Source organism: Streptomyces sp. NPDC054842 (assembly GCF_053611025.1).
Window position 1 is genome coordinate 29,410 of record NZ_JBSGZN010000024.1, and the last position, 14,914, is coordinate 44,323.

15 protein-coding genes are annotated in these 14,914 nt (G+C 72.3%); 6 read left to right on the forward strand and 9 right to left on the reverse strand.

The window, feature by feature from the left end; all coding sequences use genetic code 11:
- Window positions 1-36: 36 nt before the first annotated feature.
- Together ACWGIS_RS19970 and ACWGIS_RS19975 are read right to left on the reverse strand one after the other, a co-directional pair.
- On the reverse strand, window positions 37-717 hold the full coding sequence (locus tag ACWGIS_RS19970) for a response regulator transcription factor (protein WP_355780277.1): 681 nt from the start codon (window positions 715-717) through the stop codon (window positions 37-39).
- On the reverse strand, window positions 714-1,991 hold the full coding sequence (locus ACWGIS_RS19975) for a sensor histidine kinase (protein WP_453363761.1): 1,278 nt from the start codon (window positions 1,989-1,991) through the stop codon (window positions 714-716). The genes ACWGIS_RS19970 and ACWGIS_RS19975 overlap by 4 nt, the downstream gene beginning before the upstream one ends.
- 225 nt (window positions 1,992-2,216) lie before the next feature.
- Between ACWGIS_RS19975 and phoU the strand changes: the two genes are divergently transcribed.
- Window positions 2,217-2,906: a phosphate signaling complex protein PhoU gene (phoU, locus tag ACWGIS_RS19980; protein WP_453363762.1), complete on the forward strand. Its 690-nt coding sequence runs from the start codon at window positions 2,217-2,219 to the stop codon at window positions 2,904-2,906.
- A 142-nt stretch (window positions 2,907-3,048) separates the two neighbouring features.
- Window positions 3,049-3,201: a hypothetical protein gene (locus tag ACWGIS_RS19985; RefSeq protein WP_453363763.1), complete on the forward strand. Its 153-nt coding sequence runs from the start codon at window positions 3,049-3,051 to the stop codon at window positions 3,199-3,201.
- A gap of 61 nt (window positions 3,202-3,262) precedes the next feature.
- Here the strand turns inward: ACWGIS_RS19985 and ACWGIS_RS19990 are convergent, their stop codons facing one another.
- Window positions 3,263-3,604: a hypothetical protein gene (locus tag ACWGIS_RS19990; RefSeq protein WP_453363764.1), complete on the reverse strand. Its 342-nt coding sequence runs from the start codon at window positions 3,602-3,604 to the stop codon at window positions 3,263-3,265.
- Between the two features lie 402 nt (window positions 3,605-4,006).
- Between ACWGIS_RS19990 and ACWGIS_RS19995 the strand changes: the two genes are divergently transcribed.
- Window positions 4,007-4,480 (forward strand): carboxymuconolactone decarboxylase family protein, encoded by a 474-nt coding sequence (locus ACWGIS_RS19995; protein WP_453363765.1) that lies wholly within the window; start codon window positions 4,007-4,009, stop codon window positions 4,478-4,480.
- Window positions 4,481-5,120: 640 nt separating this feature from the next.
- On the opposite strand, the gene ACWGIS_RS20000 is transcribed toward ACWGIS_RS19995, so the two are convergent.
- Window positions 5,121-5,606 carry a DUF4265 domain-containing protein gene (locus ACWGIS_RS20000; RefSeq protein ID WP_453363766.1) on the reverse strand — a complete coding sequence of 162 codons (486 nt, stop codon included), beginning with the start codon at window positions 5,604-5,606 and terminating at the stop codon, window positions 5,121-5,123.
- 574 nt (window positions 5,607-6,180) lie between these two features.
- Entirely contained in the window at window positions 6,181-6,942 is a 762-nt protein-coding gene (locus tag ACWGIS_RS20005) for a phosphoglyceromutase (RefSeq protein ID WP_453363767.1), read from the reverse strand.
- 148 nt (window positions 6,943-7,090) lie between these two features.
- Here ACWGIS_RS20005 and ACWGIS_RS20010 point away from each other — a divergent pair, with 148 nt between their 5' ends.
- Window positions 7,091-8,467: an MDR family MFS transporter gene (locus ACWGIS_RS20010; protein ID WP_453363768.1), complete on the forward strand. Its 1,377-nt coding sequence runs from the start codon at window positions 7,091-7,093 to the stop codon at window positions 8,465-8,467.
- Window positions 8,468-8,523: 56 nt separating this feature from the next.
- On the opposite strand, the gene ACWGIS_RS20015 is transcribed toward ACWGIS_RS20010, so the two are convergent.
- Entirely contained in the window at window positions 8,524-9,063 is a 540-nt protein-coding gene (locus ACWGIS_RS20015; protein ID WP_453363769.1) for a DUF2000 family protein, read from the reverse strand.
- Here ACWGIS_RS20015 and ACWGIS_RS20020 point away from each other — a divergent pair.
- Window positions 9,062-9,874, forward strand: coding sequence for an AraC family transcriptional regulator (locus ACWGIS_RS20020; RefSeq protein ID WP_453363770.1), 813 nt, complete (start codon window positions 9,062-9,064; stop codon window positions 9,872-9,874). The two genes, ACWGIS_RS20015 and ACWGIS_RS20020, sit on opposite strands and share 2 nt — an antisense overlap.
- Here the strand turns inward: ACWGIS_RS20020 and ACWGIS_RS20025 are convergent.
- The 3 genes from ACWGIS_RS20025 to mshA all read right to left on the reverse strand — a co-directional run bounded on the left by ACWGIS_RS20025 (window position 9,853) and on the right by mshA (window position 13,642).
- Entirely contained in the window at window positions 9,853-11,550 is a 1,698-nt protein-coding gene (locus ACWGIS_RS20025) for a glycosyl hydrolase family 28-related protein (protein ID WP_453363771.1), read from the reverse strand. The two genes, ACWGIS_RS20020 and ACWGIS_RS20025, sit on opposite strands and share 22 nt — an antisense overlap.
- Before the next feature lie 195 nt (window positions 11,551-11,745).
- The gene (locus ACWGIS_RS20030) at window positions 11,746-12,237 is read right to left on the reverse strand and encodes a type III secretion system chaperone family protein (RefSeq protein ID WP_355783579.1); all 492 of its coding nucleotides are present in this window, start codon (window positions 12,235-12,237) and stop codon (window positions 11,746-11,748) included.
- A gap of 67 nt (window positions 12,238-12,304) precedes the next feature.
- On the reverse strand, window positions 12,305-13,642 hold the full coding sequence (gene mshA / locus ACWGIS_RS20035) for a D-inositol-3-phosphate glycosyltransferase (RefSeq protein ID WP_453363772.1): 1,338 nt from the start codon (window positions 13,640-13,642) through the stop codon (window positions 12,305-12,307).
- A gap of 419 nt (window positions 13,643-14,061) precedes the next feature.
- Between mshA and ACWGIS_RS20040 the strand changes: the two genes are divergently transcribed.
- Window positions 14,062-14,853 carry a class I SAM-dependent methyltransferase gene (locus ACWGIS_RS20040; protein WP_453363773.1) on the forward strand — a complete coding sequence of 264 codons (792 nt, stop codon included), beginning with the start codon at window positions 14,062-14,064 and terminating at the stop codon, window positions 14,851-14,853.
- Window positions 14,854-14,914: the final 61 nt, after the last annotated feature.

Sequence of the window (14,914 nt, forward strand, 5' to 3'; positions counted from 1 at the left end):
CCGCCCTTCGTGCGTCCGCTCGCCGTCCGGGCCGGTCTACGGCTCGAACTTGTAGCCGAGACCGCGCACCGTCACCAGGTAGCGCGGCGCGCCCGGGTCCGGCTCGATCTTGGCGCGCAGGCGCTTCACGTGGACGTCGAGGGTCTTGGTGTCGCCCACGTAGTCGGCGCCCCACACCCGGTCGATGAGCTGCATGCGGGTCAGCACACGGCCCGCGTTGCGCAGCAGCATCTCCAGGAGGTCGAACTCCTTCAGCGGGAGGTCGATCTTTGAGCCGGCGACGGTGACCACGTGACGGTCCACGTCCATCCGGACCGGTCCGGCCTCCAGGGCCGCCGGAGTGACCTCCTCGGGCTCACCCCGCCGGCGCAGGACGGCCCTGATCCGGGCGACCAGCTCGCGGGAGGAGAAGGGCTTGGTGACGTAGTCGTCCGCCCCTATCTCCAGCCCGACGACCTTGTCGATCTCGCTGTCCTTCGCGGTGACCATGATCACCGGAACGTTGGAGCGTCCGCGCAGCTGACGGCAGACCTCGGTGCCCGGCAGGCCGGGCAGCATCAGGTCGAGCAGGACGAGGTCGGCGCCGTTGCGCTCGAACTCGTCGAGGCCGTCGGGCCCGGTGGTCGCGACGGCGACCTCGAAGCCCTCCTTGCGGAGCATGTACGACAGGGCGTCGGAGAAGGACTCCTCGTCCTCGACGACGAGCACTCGGGTCACGGAAGGACCTCCGGGGCAGGATGCGGTTCGTACGGGGATGAGACGGCGGTCGTTCCGTCGGGCTGCTCGTTCTCGTCGTCTTCGTCGAGTCCAGGCATGTGGTGACCGGTCAGGCGGGCGCGGGCCGCGCCCGCCTCCGGCAGTCGCAGGGTGAAGGTGGAGCCCTGTCCCTCCGAGCTCCACACCGTGACCTCCCCGCCGTGCGAGGCGGCCACGTGCTTGACGATCGCGAGTCCCAGGCCGGTGCCTCCGGTGGCACGTGAGCGGGCCGGGTCCACGCGGTAGAAGCGCTCGAAGATGCGCTCCTTGTCCTTGTCCGAGATGCCGATGCCCTGGTCGGTCACGGCCACCTCGATGAGGTCTCCGCCGGGTGCGGTCACCCGGCGCGCGGCTATGCCGACCCGGGTGCGGGCCGGCGAGTAGTTGACGGCGTTCTCCACCAGGTTGCCCAGCGCGGCGGCCAGCTGACCCCGGTTCCCCCAGACGTGGAGTTCGGCGGTGCCGCCCGCCGCCATGGTGATCTGCTTCGTACCGGCCTGGTGGCGGCAGCGGTCGATCGCCTCCGCCACCAGCTCGTCCACCCGGACGGGCTCGGCGTCTTCCAGGGGGTCGTCGTTCTGCACCCGCGACAGGTCGATGAGCTCCTGCACGAGGTTGGTGAGCCGGGTGGCCTCGATCTGCATGCGGCCGGCGAAGCGCTGCACGGCCTCGGGTTCGTCGGAGGCGTCCATGACAGCCTCGGAGAGCAGTGAAAGCGCTCCCACGGGCGTCTTGAGCTCGTGGCTCACGTTCGCGACGAAGTCGCGTCGTACCGCTTCGATCCTGCGCGCCTCGGTGAGGTCCTCGACCAGCAGGAGCACGAGCCGGGACCCGAGCGGCGCCACCCGGGCGGACACGGCGAGGGCCTCGCCCCGCCCGGTGCCCCGCCGGGGCAGATCCAGCTCGACCTGGCGTATCTCCCCGTCTCGGCGGGTGTCGCGGGCCATCTGCATCATCGGCTCGACGGCCAGCTTCCCGCCCCGCACGAGCCCGAGGGCGTACGCGGCGGAGCTGGCCTTCACCACGGCGTCCGCCTCGTCGAGTACGACGGCGGAGGACCGGAGCACGGACAGCACCGTGTCCACCCCCGGGGGAAGCACGGCGTCCGTGTGCAGGGAGGTCCTGGTGGGCCTTTTCTGGTCGCGCTCGCTCCAGCGGAACGCCAGCATGGCGATGACACCGGTGAGCACTCCGGCGATCGCTGCCGCTGCGGCGACCGCCGCGTTCACGTCCATGCCCCCAGGTTAGGCATGTCGCCGGTCGAGGCCACAGCCATCCGAGTGCGAGCTCGAACACTCGTCGCCCAGAGTTCACCTTGGAGCCAGTGATGGTTCATTTGGGGTGACGGAAACGGACGCGTAGGGGCCCGAACGTGGGAGCGTGGGGTTCACAGGGCCTGTCCGGCGGTCAGGGCCCAGCCCCCGGAACCCCCAGAGAAGACGTAAGAGAGGGACATCCTGATGCGGGACGCGTACCACGAGGAACTGGACTCGATCGGCGAGGGCCTGGTCGAGATGGCCCGGCTTGTCGGGTCGGCGATCGGGCGCGCCACGACGGCCATCCTCGACTCCGACCTGAAACTGGCCGAGAGCGTGATCGCCGCCGACCAGAAGGTCGACGATCTGCAGCACGAGCTGGAGGCCCGGGCGATAGCACTGCTGGCCCGCCAGCAGCCGGTGGCGACGGATCTGCGGATCGTCGTGACGTCGCTGCGGATGTCCGCCGACCTGGAGCGCTCCGGCGACCTGGCGCAGCACGTCGCCAAGCTCGCCCGGCTGCGCTTCCCCGAGCGGGCCATCCCGCACGACCTGCACGCCACGATCCTGGAGATGGGCCAGCTCGCCCAGCGCCTCATGGCCAAGGCGGCCGAGGTCATCATCACCAAGGACGTCGACCTCGCCCTCCAGCTGGAGCAGGACGACGACGAGATGGACCTGCTGCACCGCACGCTCTTCCAGCACCTGCTGGACGACAAGTGGAAGCACGGCATCGAGACGGCGGTCGACGTGACGCTGCTCGGCCGCTACTACGAGCGCTTCGCCGACCACGCGGTGTCCGTCGCCAAGCGCGTGGTCTACCTCGTCACGGGTGAGCACGCGGACGTCCTCCAGACGGACATCCCGCCCGTGACGGGGGCCGAGGGGGCCTGAACCCGGTCCGCGGGGGCGCCCGAAAGCCTCCGTGCGCCGTTGATGCGCCCGCCCGGGTGGGCATGCAATGGGTGAACGGAAGCTGTGCGGTGCGGTGCCTTTCGCACCGCACCGCACACCTTCGTGTCCGAAGGAGGGACCCATGGCCGAATCCCCCGGTACGCCCGACCCCACGCAGGACCGCGAGACGCAAGCGCCCGCCGAGATCAAGAGCCTGCCGCTGTTCGGTGCCTGCGGGTGCGGTTCCGGCTGCGGCTGCGGCTGCCAGTCGGGCAACCCCTGTCAGTGCGGCTGACCGGGTAGGACGACGAAGGGGCCCCGCCGTGTCGGGCGGGGCCCCTTCTGCTCAGCGGGCGTCAGCCCTGGACGCCACCGAGGTGCAGCGGGTCCGACATGCCCGCGTGGTTCTCGTCGCGGCCGTCGTGGCCCTCGCCGCGGCCCTCGTCGTCGTGGCCCCAGTCACGGCCGTCGTCGTGGCCCCAGTCACGGCCCTCGTCGTCGTTGTCGACGTTCAGACAGCCCTCGGCGTAGTAGGTGTTGGCCTCACCGCTGCCGGCGGTCGTGCCGGCGAGGATCCCGCAGCCGGAGACGTGGCCGTCGTTGTCGCCGCCCCAGTCGTTGGCCATGGCCTGGGCCGAACCGCCCAGGACGCATCCGGCGGACAGGACCACCGCGGTGACGATCGTGCGCATGCGCATGAAGAAACTCCCTTTTGTCGGGGGTTGAAGGGTCGTCAACAGCCATGGACCGGGGGCGTTCCGGGCAAACCTCGCCGCGCCCATCCAGCGCAACGGCCCTCCGCCCCCGCTCCCGCCCGCCCGCGGCCCCGCTCACACCACCCGCCGAGCCCCGCGACCCGCCGCACCGAGCCCCGCTCCCTCGTACGCCCCACCGGCCCCCGCGGCCCCCTCGCCGCCGTTCACTCCTTGGTGGCGCCGGGGGCGGGATTCGCGGCGGGGGCGGGATCCGCGCGGCGGGGGCGGGTCTGGCGGCGGACGCCTCCCGGACGCGCGCGACGCAGGTCACACCGAGCCGTGTCACATCCCGGGCGGCCGTCCCGTCCTAGTGGTGTCCGCACCGACACGACACAGGAGTGCAGCATGGAAGCTCGGATGAACCTCATGGCCAGCCCGGTCGCGGCCGCCTTCGGCAAGCACCTCGTCGCCGCGAACCGCGTTCTCGCCGAGTCGGCGCTCCCGGCCGCGACCCGCGAACTGGTGCTGCTGCGCGCCAGCCAGATCAACGGGTGCGGGTTCTGCGTCGACATGCACACCAAGGACGCCGCGCACGCCGGTGAGACCTCGGTCCGCCTCCACCTGGTGGCGGCCTGGCGGGAGGCCACGGTGTTCACGGAGGCCGAGCGGGCCGCCCTGGAGCTGACCGAGGAGGGCACCCGCATCGCCGACGCGGCGGGCGGCGTCACCGACGAGGTCTGGGCGAACGCCGCCAAGCACTACGACGAGGAGCAGCTCACGGCCCTGGTGTGCACCATCGCCCTCATCAACGCCTTCAACCGCGGCAACGTCATGGCCCGCCAGCCGGCGGGCGCCTACCAGCCGGGGCGGCTGCACTGAGGGGGCGGTTGTATTGACGGGGGCCGCGCTGGCGGAGGTGGGGCGATTGATCGCCGGGGGCGGGGGATCGGGAGGATGCCCGGATGCCGGGGCGCTGGTCGGGGGGCACCGGCGGCCTGGGGTGCCGCCGACCTGGACCGGGTCACGGGCGGCGTGCGGGCAACGCTTGTGACGCTCGGGTAATGGCGGGCACATCTCCCGCGAGGTCAGGCGGCAAAGCCGCCCGACCAGGCCCCCGCCCGAGTGCCTATTCGCTCAGGGCACCAGCATGCCGACGCTTCCGGCGGTTCCGGCGCGTCTGAAAGTACGGCTCGGTCACCGCGAACCCGGCGGCCAGCAGCAACACGTACAGCCGGGGCGCACCAGCCGGAAGGTGCAGGACCACGGCACCCGCCGCGTAGAACGGCACGCTCCTGAAGCACACCCAAAGGTGCTGCCCCAGCGAACGCCCAGCCCATCCGCCGGCAGACACCCCCGTCCGCCTGTCCATGCGCCGTCCCCCTCACGACCACACCCGACGGCACCAGCGCAAGAGCGCCCCAGTCGTCTGGCCGCAGTTGCGGGGCCCGCCCTTGTCACCCCAGAGGCTCCCACCGAACAGGAGAGCCGGAAACCTCCAGCATGACCCGCCTGACCGACATCAACCGGTGGAAGCAGCCCGCCACTGCGGGGTGATGCACCCCTCTTCCATGTCCCACCACTCCTCTGCAACACCGTGCTTCAGCAGCCTCTGCACCTTGGCGAGATCGGCAGTGGGTGGAACGTCCAGAGCGACCATGCCGAACCGCTCAATCCCCTCGCCGTCGACGCCGACTTCGCGGAACGCATCGATCACGCTCTGCCGTGCGGCCTCCGAGCCACTGTCACGGAACACGATGAGGCGGATGGTGCAGTTATCCGAACGCCGGACCACGTCGCCGCCCCAGTGCACGCCCTTTTCGTCGGGCTCGGTCGCCACGACGTCCCCGCATGCCACGCCTCGGACGAACCAAGGGATGTTGTCGAGCCGCACGGTGCCGTCGCCCTGGTCGACAGCCCACAGGCTCTCCACCGACGCCGGAGGCCAGTCGCCTTCGACCTCAAGCCGGAAGTGCACCTTCACGTACGGGCCCTCGGGGTTCGTCATGGTGCTCAGGATGCACAGTCCTGTCACGCCGACCGGCAGGTGGGCGACCTGGGGCCGGTGTGCTCCTCGCCTTCGGAGGGTCCGCAGGCGTCCTCATGGTTGCTGTGCAGCCCGTTTCGCTGCCACGTTCCGGGCGTGGGCTTCGCGCCGTAGTCGGTTTTCGTAGTCAGCGACCTGCCGGGACACGGGAGCGCTGGTGGCCGTTCGGATCAACCGCTCGCTCTCGCGGTCCACCAGGAAGGGGCCGTTGCCTCCCAGCCGAGGGCGCCGACCGCTCTGGCCATCCCCCACTGGTCCCCAGTAGAAGATCCACCCGAATGACAAGGCTTCTACGCGCAAGATCTGGAGGTCGTACTCCAGGTTGCCTCGTGCGTCGTCGATCTCGGCTGCCACCAGTCGGCGTGCTTCCTCCTCAGTGAGCATCGCCCGATGATGGCATGGCGCCTTCGCCCCCGGACAGAGACGGCTGCCCCCTGCTGTGCGTCCCCCTGGGGCACCTCGGCGGCCGGCCGGGCGCACCGAAAAGCCCCCTGCTTCGCGGAGGACCGTGGGCAGGGGGCTTATCAGTGTCGCGTTACTTCTTCTTGCCCTGGTTCTTGACCGCCTCGATCGCTGCCGCTGCCGCGTCCGGGTCGAGGTAGGTGCCGCCCGGGTTCAGCGGCTTGAAGTCGGCGTCCAGTTCGTAGGAGAGCGGGATGCCCGTCGGGATGTTGAGGCCCGCGATGTCGGTGTCCGAGATGCCGTCCAGGTGCTTGACCAGGGCGCGCAGCGAGTTGCCGTGGGCGGCGACCAGGACCGTGCGGCCGGTCAGGAGGTCCGGGACGATGCCGTCGAACCAGTACGGCAGCATGCGGACGACGACGTCCTTGAGGCACTCCGTCTGCGGGCGCAGCTCCGGCGGGAGGGTCGCGTAGCGCGGGTCCTCGAACTGGGAGTACTCGGCGTCGCGGTCCAGCGGCGGCGGCGGGGTGTCGTACGAGCGGCGCCAGAGCATGAACTGCTCCTCGCCGAACTCGGCGAGCGTCTGCGCCTTGTCCTTGCCCTGGAGGGCGCCGTAGTGCCGCTCGTTCAGGCGCCAGGAGCGGTGGACCGGGATCCAGAGGCGGTCGGCGGCCTCCAGCGCGAGCTGGGCGGTGCGGATCGCGCGCTTCTGGAGCGACGTGTGGACCACGTCGGGCAGCAGGCCGGCGTCCTTGAGCAGCTCACCGCCGCGGACTGCCTCCTTCTCGCCCTTCTCGTTGAGGTTGACGTCCACCCAGCCGGTGAACAGGTTCTTCGCGTTCCATTCGCTCTCGCCGTGGCGGAGGAGGATCAGCTTGTACGGTGCGTCGGCCATGGATCCGAGCGTAATGGAAGCCTTCACACCCTCGCTCGTCTGCCCGGAAGCCGGACAGTTGACGGCATCTGCTAATTGAGTGGCTCCCCCGGTCCCACCGCTCGTAAGTTGTGATCACCGCCTGAGCCGCTTACCTGTGGGGGACCCGATGCCGCTCGCCGTCATGAGACGCGCCGTCCGAGAGACCGTCTCGGGACTCCCCCGCGAGTTCTGGTGGCTGTGGACGAGCACCCTGGTCAACCGCCTCGGCGCCTTCGTCGCCACGTTCATGGCGCTGTACCTGACGCTGGACCGCGGCTACTCCGCCTCGTACGCCGGTCTCGTCGCCTCCCTGCACGGCCTCGGCGGGGTCATCTCCTCGCTCGGCGCGGGCGTGATGACCGACCGGCTCGGGCGCCGGCCCACCCTGCTGGTGGCACAGACGTCCACGGCGGCGTCCGTCGCGCTGCTCGGCTTCGTGCACGATCCGGTGGCGATCGCCGGTGTCGCCTTCGTGGTCGGCATGGCGAGCAACGCCTCCCGGCCCGCCGTGCAGGCGATGATGGCCGACATCGTGCGCCCCGAGGACCGCGTACGGGCGTTCTCACTGAACTACTGGGCCATCAACCTGGGATTCGCCGTCTCCTCGATGGGCGCCGGGTTCATCGCCGAGTTCAGTTACCTCGCCGGTTTCCTCATCGAGGCGGGCATGACCCTGGTCTGCGCGCTCGTCGTCTTCGCCAAGCTGCCGGAGTCCAGGCCGGCGCCCACGGCCAAGTCCTCCGCGGAACCGGTGACGAACCTCGGCACCGTCCTGCGCGACGGCCGCTTCATGAGCGTCGTCGGGCTGTCCTTCCTGGTCGCCGTCGTCTTCCAGCAGGGTTCGGTGGGGCTGCCGGTGGCGATGGGCACGGCTGGCTTCACGGCCGCGGACTACGGCATGGCGATCGCCGTGAACGGTGTCCTCATCGTCGCCCTCCAAATCCCGGTCACGCGGTTCATCGAGCACCGGGACCCGAAGCGCCTGCTCGTGATCTCCTCGCTGCTCGCGGGCTACGGCTTCGGGCTCACCGCGTTCGCGGGCTCGGTCGGTCTCTTCGCCCTCACGGTGTGCGTGTGGACGCTGGCCGAGATCGTCAACGCGCCCACCCAGACGGGGCTGGTGGTCCGCCTCTCCCCGGTGCACGGGCGCGGTCGCTACCAGGGGATGTACACGATGTCCTGGTCGCTCGCCGCCCTGGTCGCGCCGGTGATGTCCGGCGTCGTCATCGACCGGTTCGGCGCGGCGTGGCTGTGGGGGCTGTGCGCGGTGGTGGGCACGGCCGCCGCGGTCGGCTACAGCGCCCTGATGCGCAGCCTGCCCCCGGAGACGCCGACCGGCCCGCCGTCGCAGCCGGCCGAATCCCTCGCGGCCCTGTCGGTGGGCGGCCCCGCCGACCCGTCCGCGGGACTGCCGACCGAGCTGCCCCCGACCCCGTCGGCGGCGCTGCCCGCCGACCTGACGCCGGGGCCGAAGCACGCCAACGCACCGGCCTCCAGGGACTAGGCCCGCCCGGAGGTCGCCGCCGGGTGAGCCGGTGACAACACTCGGGCCGGCCGCCGTCAGGGGTGCATCCGCGCCCCCTTGAGGACCTTGTCCACGCCGTTGCGCGGGCCGTACACGGCGAGGCCCACCAGGTCCAGGTCGGCCGCCGGCACGGCCCGTACGGCGGCCCGGTTGTCCCGGTCGTTGCCGGTGGCGAAGAGGTCGGCCGTGAACAGGGCCCGGGGCAGCGCACGGGTGAGGGCGCGGGTGTGCGCGGCGGTCAGCGTCTCCTTCGAGCCCTCGAAGACCAGCACCGGCTGCCGGAACATCGGCAGGTACGGCGTGCCGTCCGCGTCCTCGTACGGCTCGCCGACCACCTCGGGGACGGCCGAGCCGAGGCCGCTGACCAGGAACGCCGTGACGTTCAGCCGCTGCCAGGTCTCCAGGTCGTCGCGCAGCAGCACGGCGATCCTGGTGTCGAAGCGGACGGGTGCGGCGTCCGGGGTGGCGGGGGTCGCTGAAGAGGGGCTCGCGGAGACGGTGCCCGGAGTGTTCTCGCTGCTCATGCCTCGAGACTGCCGACCGGGCCGGTCCGCGGTCTTGTACGTTTCTTGCATGGTGGCCCAGCGCGAGATCTCCGCGTGGCGCCCGCGTGTCCCGGGCGTCGTGGAGGTCTTCCACGCCCACTACACCGAGTACGCCTACCCGATGCACGTGCACGACGCGTGGACGCTGCTCATCGTGGACGCCGGGGCGGTGCGGTACGACCTGGACCGGCACGAGCACGGCACCCCGCACGACACGGTCTCGCTGCTGCCCCCGCACGTCCCGCACAACGGGTCCCCGGCGACCGCGGACGGCTTCCGCAAGCGGGTCCTGTACCTGGACCTGAGCCGGCTCGACGAGAGCCTGATCGGGCCGGCGGTGGACGGACCCGACCTCGCCGACCCGGTGCTGCGCCACCGCGTCGGGCAGCTGCACGCGGCCCTCGCGCGGCCCGGCGACGAGCTGGAGGCGGAGAGCCGGCTGACGCTGATCGGCGAGCGGCTGCGCACGCATCTGCGCCCCGGGCCGGGGGCCGGCACCCCGCCGGCCGACCGGGCGGCCGGCGACCGCCCGCTCGCCCACCGGCTGCGGGAACTCCTCGACGAGCGGCTGGTGCCGGGCATCGGCCTCGACGAGGCAGCGCTGCTCCTGCACGCCCATCCCGCCCATCTCGTCCGGGCGTTCGGCTCGGCCTTCGGGATCGCCCCGCACCAGTACCTGATGTCCCGCCGGGTGGACCGCGCCCGCCGGCTGCTGCTGGAGGGCGCACGGCCCGCCGAGGTGGCGACGGCGACCGGTTTCTACGACCAGTCCCATCTCACCCGGCACTTCAAGCGGCTGGTCGGCGTGGCCCCCGGGCGCTACCGCACCGCGTCCCGCTGAGCGTCGTACAGGTTCCGCGGCCGTACGGCGTCCGTGGTGCCGTACAGCTCCAGGCGGGAGTGCAGGTCGCCGGTGAAGTCGGGTAGGTCGGTCTGGTCGAACTCGGTGACCTCGTTCAGCCCGACGGTGGCGCTGTACGGGGCGAGTCCGTCGATCTTCATCAGGCCGGCGCGGCCGTTGGTGACGCGGATGTTCCAGTGGGTGAAGCGGGCGCCGAACAGGGGACCGGCGCTCGCGTCGCCGCCGTGTCGGCCGTTGTTCTCGACCGTGATGTCGGTGCGGACGTTCGCGAAGGGCAGGCCCCGGTGGGAGTCGAAGGTGCCCATCTCCATCCGGCCGCGCGACCAGACGTTGTACGAGGAGAGGCCCTCCACGTTGATGCCGTGGAGCTGGGTTCCGGCGGGCGCGGGGACCGTGCGCTGTTCGATCGTGAAGTCCTCGATCAGGTTGTCGTGCGAGCCCTCGCGGCAGAAGTAGGGGTGGTGGGAGCCCCGCCCCGCGACCCTCGTACGGCGCAGGGTGCAGGCGGAGGCGGCGACGAGCCCGAAGCCGTTGTCGACGTGGCGCACGACGACGTCGTCCGCCCAGCAGTCGTACGCGCACTGGAAGGTGACGCCGTTGTAGCCCTTGTCGAGCAGGTGCGGGGACTGCGCGGTCTCGACGGCCTCCAGGGTGAGCCCCTCGACGCCGGAGCCGGTGAGGGCCGGCACGTGGGTGGTCAGGCGCGGGTCCCATTCGGGGCGGACGTCCAGGGGCAGCGGGCGTTCGAGGGTCACCTTTCTGCCGCGCACGCGCGCGATGCGCACGGGCCACTCGTACGGGACGTAGCTGGTCAGCTTGGTCTTGTCGTCCCAGGAGTACGACGCGGCGCCGGGGCCGTCGCCCGCCATGTGCCGGAGGAGGGTGTGCCCGGCGTCGTCGGCGAGGCGGAGCAGGACCAGGCGCCCCGGCGTCAGGCCGCTCGCGTCGGCGACCGTCACCGTGCGGGAGCCGCGGGTGGCCGGTGCCACGGTCGTCAGCGTCTCCCACTCGTCCCGGGCGTTGCCGGTCCAGCCCTCGAAGGGCCAGGCCCTCGTTCGGACGGCGGCGACGAGGGACTCCCAACGGGCCTGCGGCGCCAGCCAGATGAGGCCGCCCGCCCAGGACCAGGACGACTTGTCGCCGCCGTAGCGGGAGCCGTAGGGGCCGATCAGTTCGGTGAGGTTCCTGGTGGCGTACAGGGTGGTGCGGCCGCTTCCGGCGCCGCGCAGGACGACGTCGTCGTGTCCGATGCGGATCAGGCCGTCGATGCGGTAGGTGCCCGGCGGGACGTGGACCGTGCCACCGCCGGCCCTTCCGGCGGCGGCGATGGCACGGTTGATCGCGGGGGCGCAGTCGGTCGTGCCGTCGGCGACGGCGCCGTGGTCGCGTACGTCGGTGACGACGGGGCGGCGGGGGAAGCGCGCCGCCCCGGCGCGCTGTCCGGCCCGGCCGACGTACGGGATCTGCGGGTGGGTGAAGGGTGCGCGGGAGAACTCCCGCCACAGCTCCGGGACGTGACCGGGGGCCGGGGCGGCTCCGCCGGGCGCCGGGCCCGCGGCGGCCGTCGCCGTCCCGCCGGCCACGGCGGTCGCGGCCACGGCCGTGGCACCGCCGAGCAGACTCCGCCTGGTGATCCCCGCGTACCGGTCGCCCATGTCCGCCACCTTTCACACATGTGAACGACGTTCAGATCTGCGTCGGCGGCGAGCATGCCATGGCGACCCGGGGCGGGGAAGGGGGCCTGCAAGGGGAATCGAGGAGCCCGCCGCGTTCAGGTGACGGGGGTGAGGTCCTACGGCCGCGCGGCGCGCCTGCCCGTCCGGCGGCGCGCCAGTCCGTTCGGTACCGGGTCAGTCGGTCGGCCGCTGGGTCAGGTGCGTGAACGCGTCCAGGTTCCGGGTGGATTCGCCCCGGGACACCCGCCAGTCGTACTCCTTGCGGATCGCGGAGGCGAAACCGAGCTCCAGGAGCGTGTTGAACGAACCGTCCGCGGCTTCGAGCACCGAACCGAGCAGCCGGTCGATCTCCTCCGGCGTCACCGCGGCGAGCGGCAGCTTGCCGACCAGGTAGACGTCACCGAGGCGGTCGACGGCGTAGGAGACCCCGTAGAGCTTGAGGTTGCGCTCCAGGAGCCAGCGGTGGACCGCTTCCGCGTTCTCGTCGGGGTGGCGGATCACGAAGGCGTTCAGCGAGAGCGAGTGCTTGCCGACGATCAGTGAGACGGTCGTGGACAGCTTGCGCGTGCCCGGCAGCTTCACGACGTACGAGCCCGTCTCCGGACTCTCCCACTCCAGCTCGGCCTCGGTGAGTACCCGCTCGATGATCGACGCTGCGTCAGCCATGCAGCGAGCGTACGTCAGCCCCCGGACGGCCCGCGCGGGAACCCCGGGCTCCCGCCGCCGGCGCGCGTCAGCCGTGGTGGGCGCGCACCCGGCGGCGGTGGGCCTGCGTCGCCTCGGTGTACACGTCCGCCGTCGCGGCGGCCGCCGTGTCCCAGCCGAAGCCCTGCGCGTGCCGCGCCGCCGCGGCGCCCAGCCGGGCGGACAGCTCCGCGTCGTCGGCGAAGTCGCGCAGCACGCGCGCGTAGGCGGCGGGATCGTGCCCCCGCACCAGGAACCCGGTCCGCCCGTCGCGCACGGCCACCGGAAGTCCGCCGACCGCCGCCGCGAGCACCGGCGTACCGGCCGCCTGCGCCTCGATGGCGACCAGCCCGAACGACTCGCTGTACGACGGCATGACCAGCACCGAGGCCGCCCTGAACCAGTCCGCCAGCTCGTCCTGGCCGACGGGCGGCCGGAACCGCACGACGTCGGCGATGCCGAGCCGGGCCGCCAGCTTCTGCAGCCCCTCCGGCTTGGCGAGCCCGCTGCCGCTGGGCCCGCCCACCACGGGGACGAGGAGGTTCGAGCGGAGCTCGGGGCGTTCGTCCAGCAGCACGGCCACCGCGCGCAGCAGCACGTCGGGGGCCTTGAGGGGCTGTATGCGGCCCGCGAAGAGGGGGATCAGCGCGTCCTGCGGCAGGCCGAGGCGGGCGCGGGCGGCGGCCCGGCCGTCGGCGGGGCGGAAGCGGTCCAGGTTGACGCCCGGGTGGACGACGGCGACCTTGCCGGGCTCGGCGTCGTAGTGGCGGACGAGTTCGCCGGCCTCTTCGGCGGTGTTGGCGATGAGCCGGGAGGCGGCGCGCACGATCTGGGTCTCGCCGATGACCCGGGCGGCGGGCTCGGGGGTGTCGCCCTCGGCGAGCGCGGCGTTCTTGACCTTGGCCATGGTGTGCATCGCGTGCACCAGGGGGGCGCCCCAGCGCTCGGCGGCCAGCCAGCCCACGTGGCCGGAGAGCCAGTAGTGGGAGTGCACGAGGTCGTAGTAACCGGGGCGGTGGCCCGCCCACGCCTGCATGACGCCGTGCGTGAAGGCGCACAGCTGCGCGGGCAGGTCCTCCTTGGCGAGTCCCTCGTAGGGGCCGGCGTCGACGTGCCGGACGAGGACGCCGGGGGCCAGCTCGACGGTGGGCGGCAGGGCGCCGGTCGTCGCGCGGGTGAAGATCTCCACCTCGATGTTGATCGCGGCCAGCCGCTGGGCCAGCTCCACGATGTAGACGTTCATCCCGCCGGCGTCGCCCGTGCCCGGCTGGTGCAGCGGCGACGTGTGCACGGAGAGCATGGCGACGCGACGGGGCCTGCGGTACAGCCGGAGCCTCGAGGGTGCCGTCGCCGAGCGACGCCCGAGCCTGCTGACGTACTGGCTCACGTGGCGGTCCTCCTCGCTGCGGGCGTGCCGTCAGGAGGGCGCACGACTCCCTCCAAGGAGGGGAACGCCGGAGCGCTCCGCTCCATTTCCTCTTTGCCGAATCATTACCGCTCATCGCTCAACCGTTCGACGCCGCGTCGCGTACGTCGTGTACACGGCCGAGGAGGGGAGCCGCACCTGCGCGGCTCCGGGCCGGCCCGGCGAAGTCCTCCGGGCGACGGCCGGCCCCCGTCCTCTCGGGTCCGGCCGAGTTGTCCACAGGCGGCTGCCGGAGTTGTCCACAGGTCGGCGTGGGGTCATCGCGGGTTGTCCACAGGCTCGCGACGGGCCCGCCCCCTCCGCATACCCTCGTACGCATGACAGCCCGCGCCGCGCCCCTTCCCCGCTCTCGGCCCCGCCCGAGCGGCGGAGGTGCCGTCGTGGGAGCGGTGACCCGCGGGACGACGAACCCCAACCGCCTGCGCCGCATGGACCGCTGGATCGCCGCGGCGCACGGCCCCGAGCTGCGCCGCGCCGCCGACCCGGTGGCGGTCGACCTCGGGTACGGGGCCGCGCCCTGGACCGCGGTCGAGCTGCTGGCGCGGCTGCGCACGGCCGCTCCGCGGACCCGCGTGGTGGGCGTGGAGATCGAGCCGGAGCGGGTCGCGGTCGCCAAGGCGTACGAGCGCGAGGGACTGGTCTTCCGGCGCGGCGGCTTCGAGGTCCCGGTGCCGGGCCGGCTGTCGCTGATCCGCGCCGCGAACGTGCTGCGCCAGTACGACGAGGACGAGGTGGCCGCCGCCTGGGACCTGATGCGGGGACGACTCGCCCCCGCCGACCCGGCCACCGGCTCACGTGGCGGGCTGCTCGTCGAGGGCACCTGCGACGAGATCGGCCGCCGTCACGTCTGGGTCGCCCTCGGCCCCGAGGGGCCGCGCACGGTCACCTTCGCCACCCGCCTGGGCTCCCTGGAGCGCCCGTCCGACCTCGCCGAGCGGCTCCCGAAGGCCCTGATCCACCGCAATGTCCCGGGTGAACCGGTGCACGCGTTCCTGCGGGACTTCGACCGCGCCTGGGCCGCCGCCGCGCCCTACGCCTCGTACGGCGCACGGCAGCGCTGGATACGCGCGGTCCGCGACCTGACCGCCGACTGGCCCGTCACGGACGGCGCGTCCCGCTGGCGGCAGGGCGAAGTGACGGTGCGCTGGGAGGCGTTGGCGCCACGGAGGTGAGCGGTTCCGGGCGGCTCGTGCGGACGGGGAGGGCGTCACCGCGCCCCTGGATCCGCCGCCC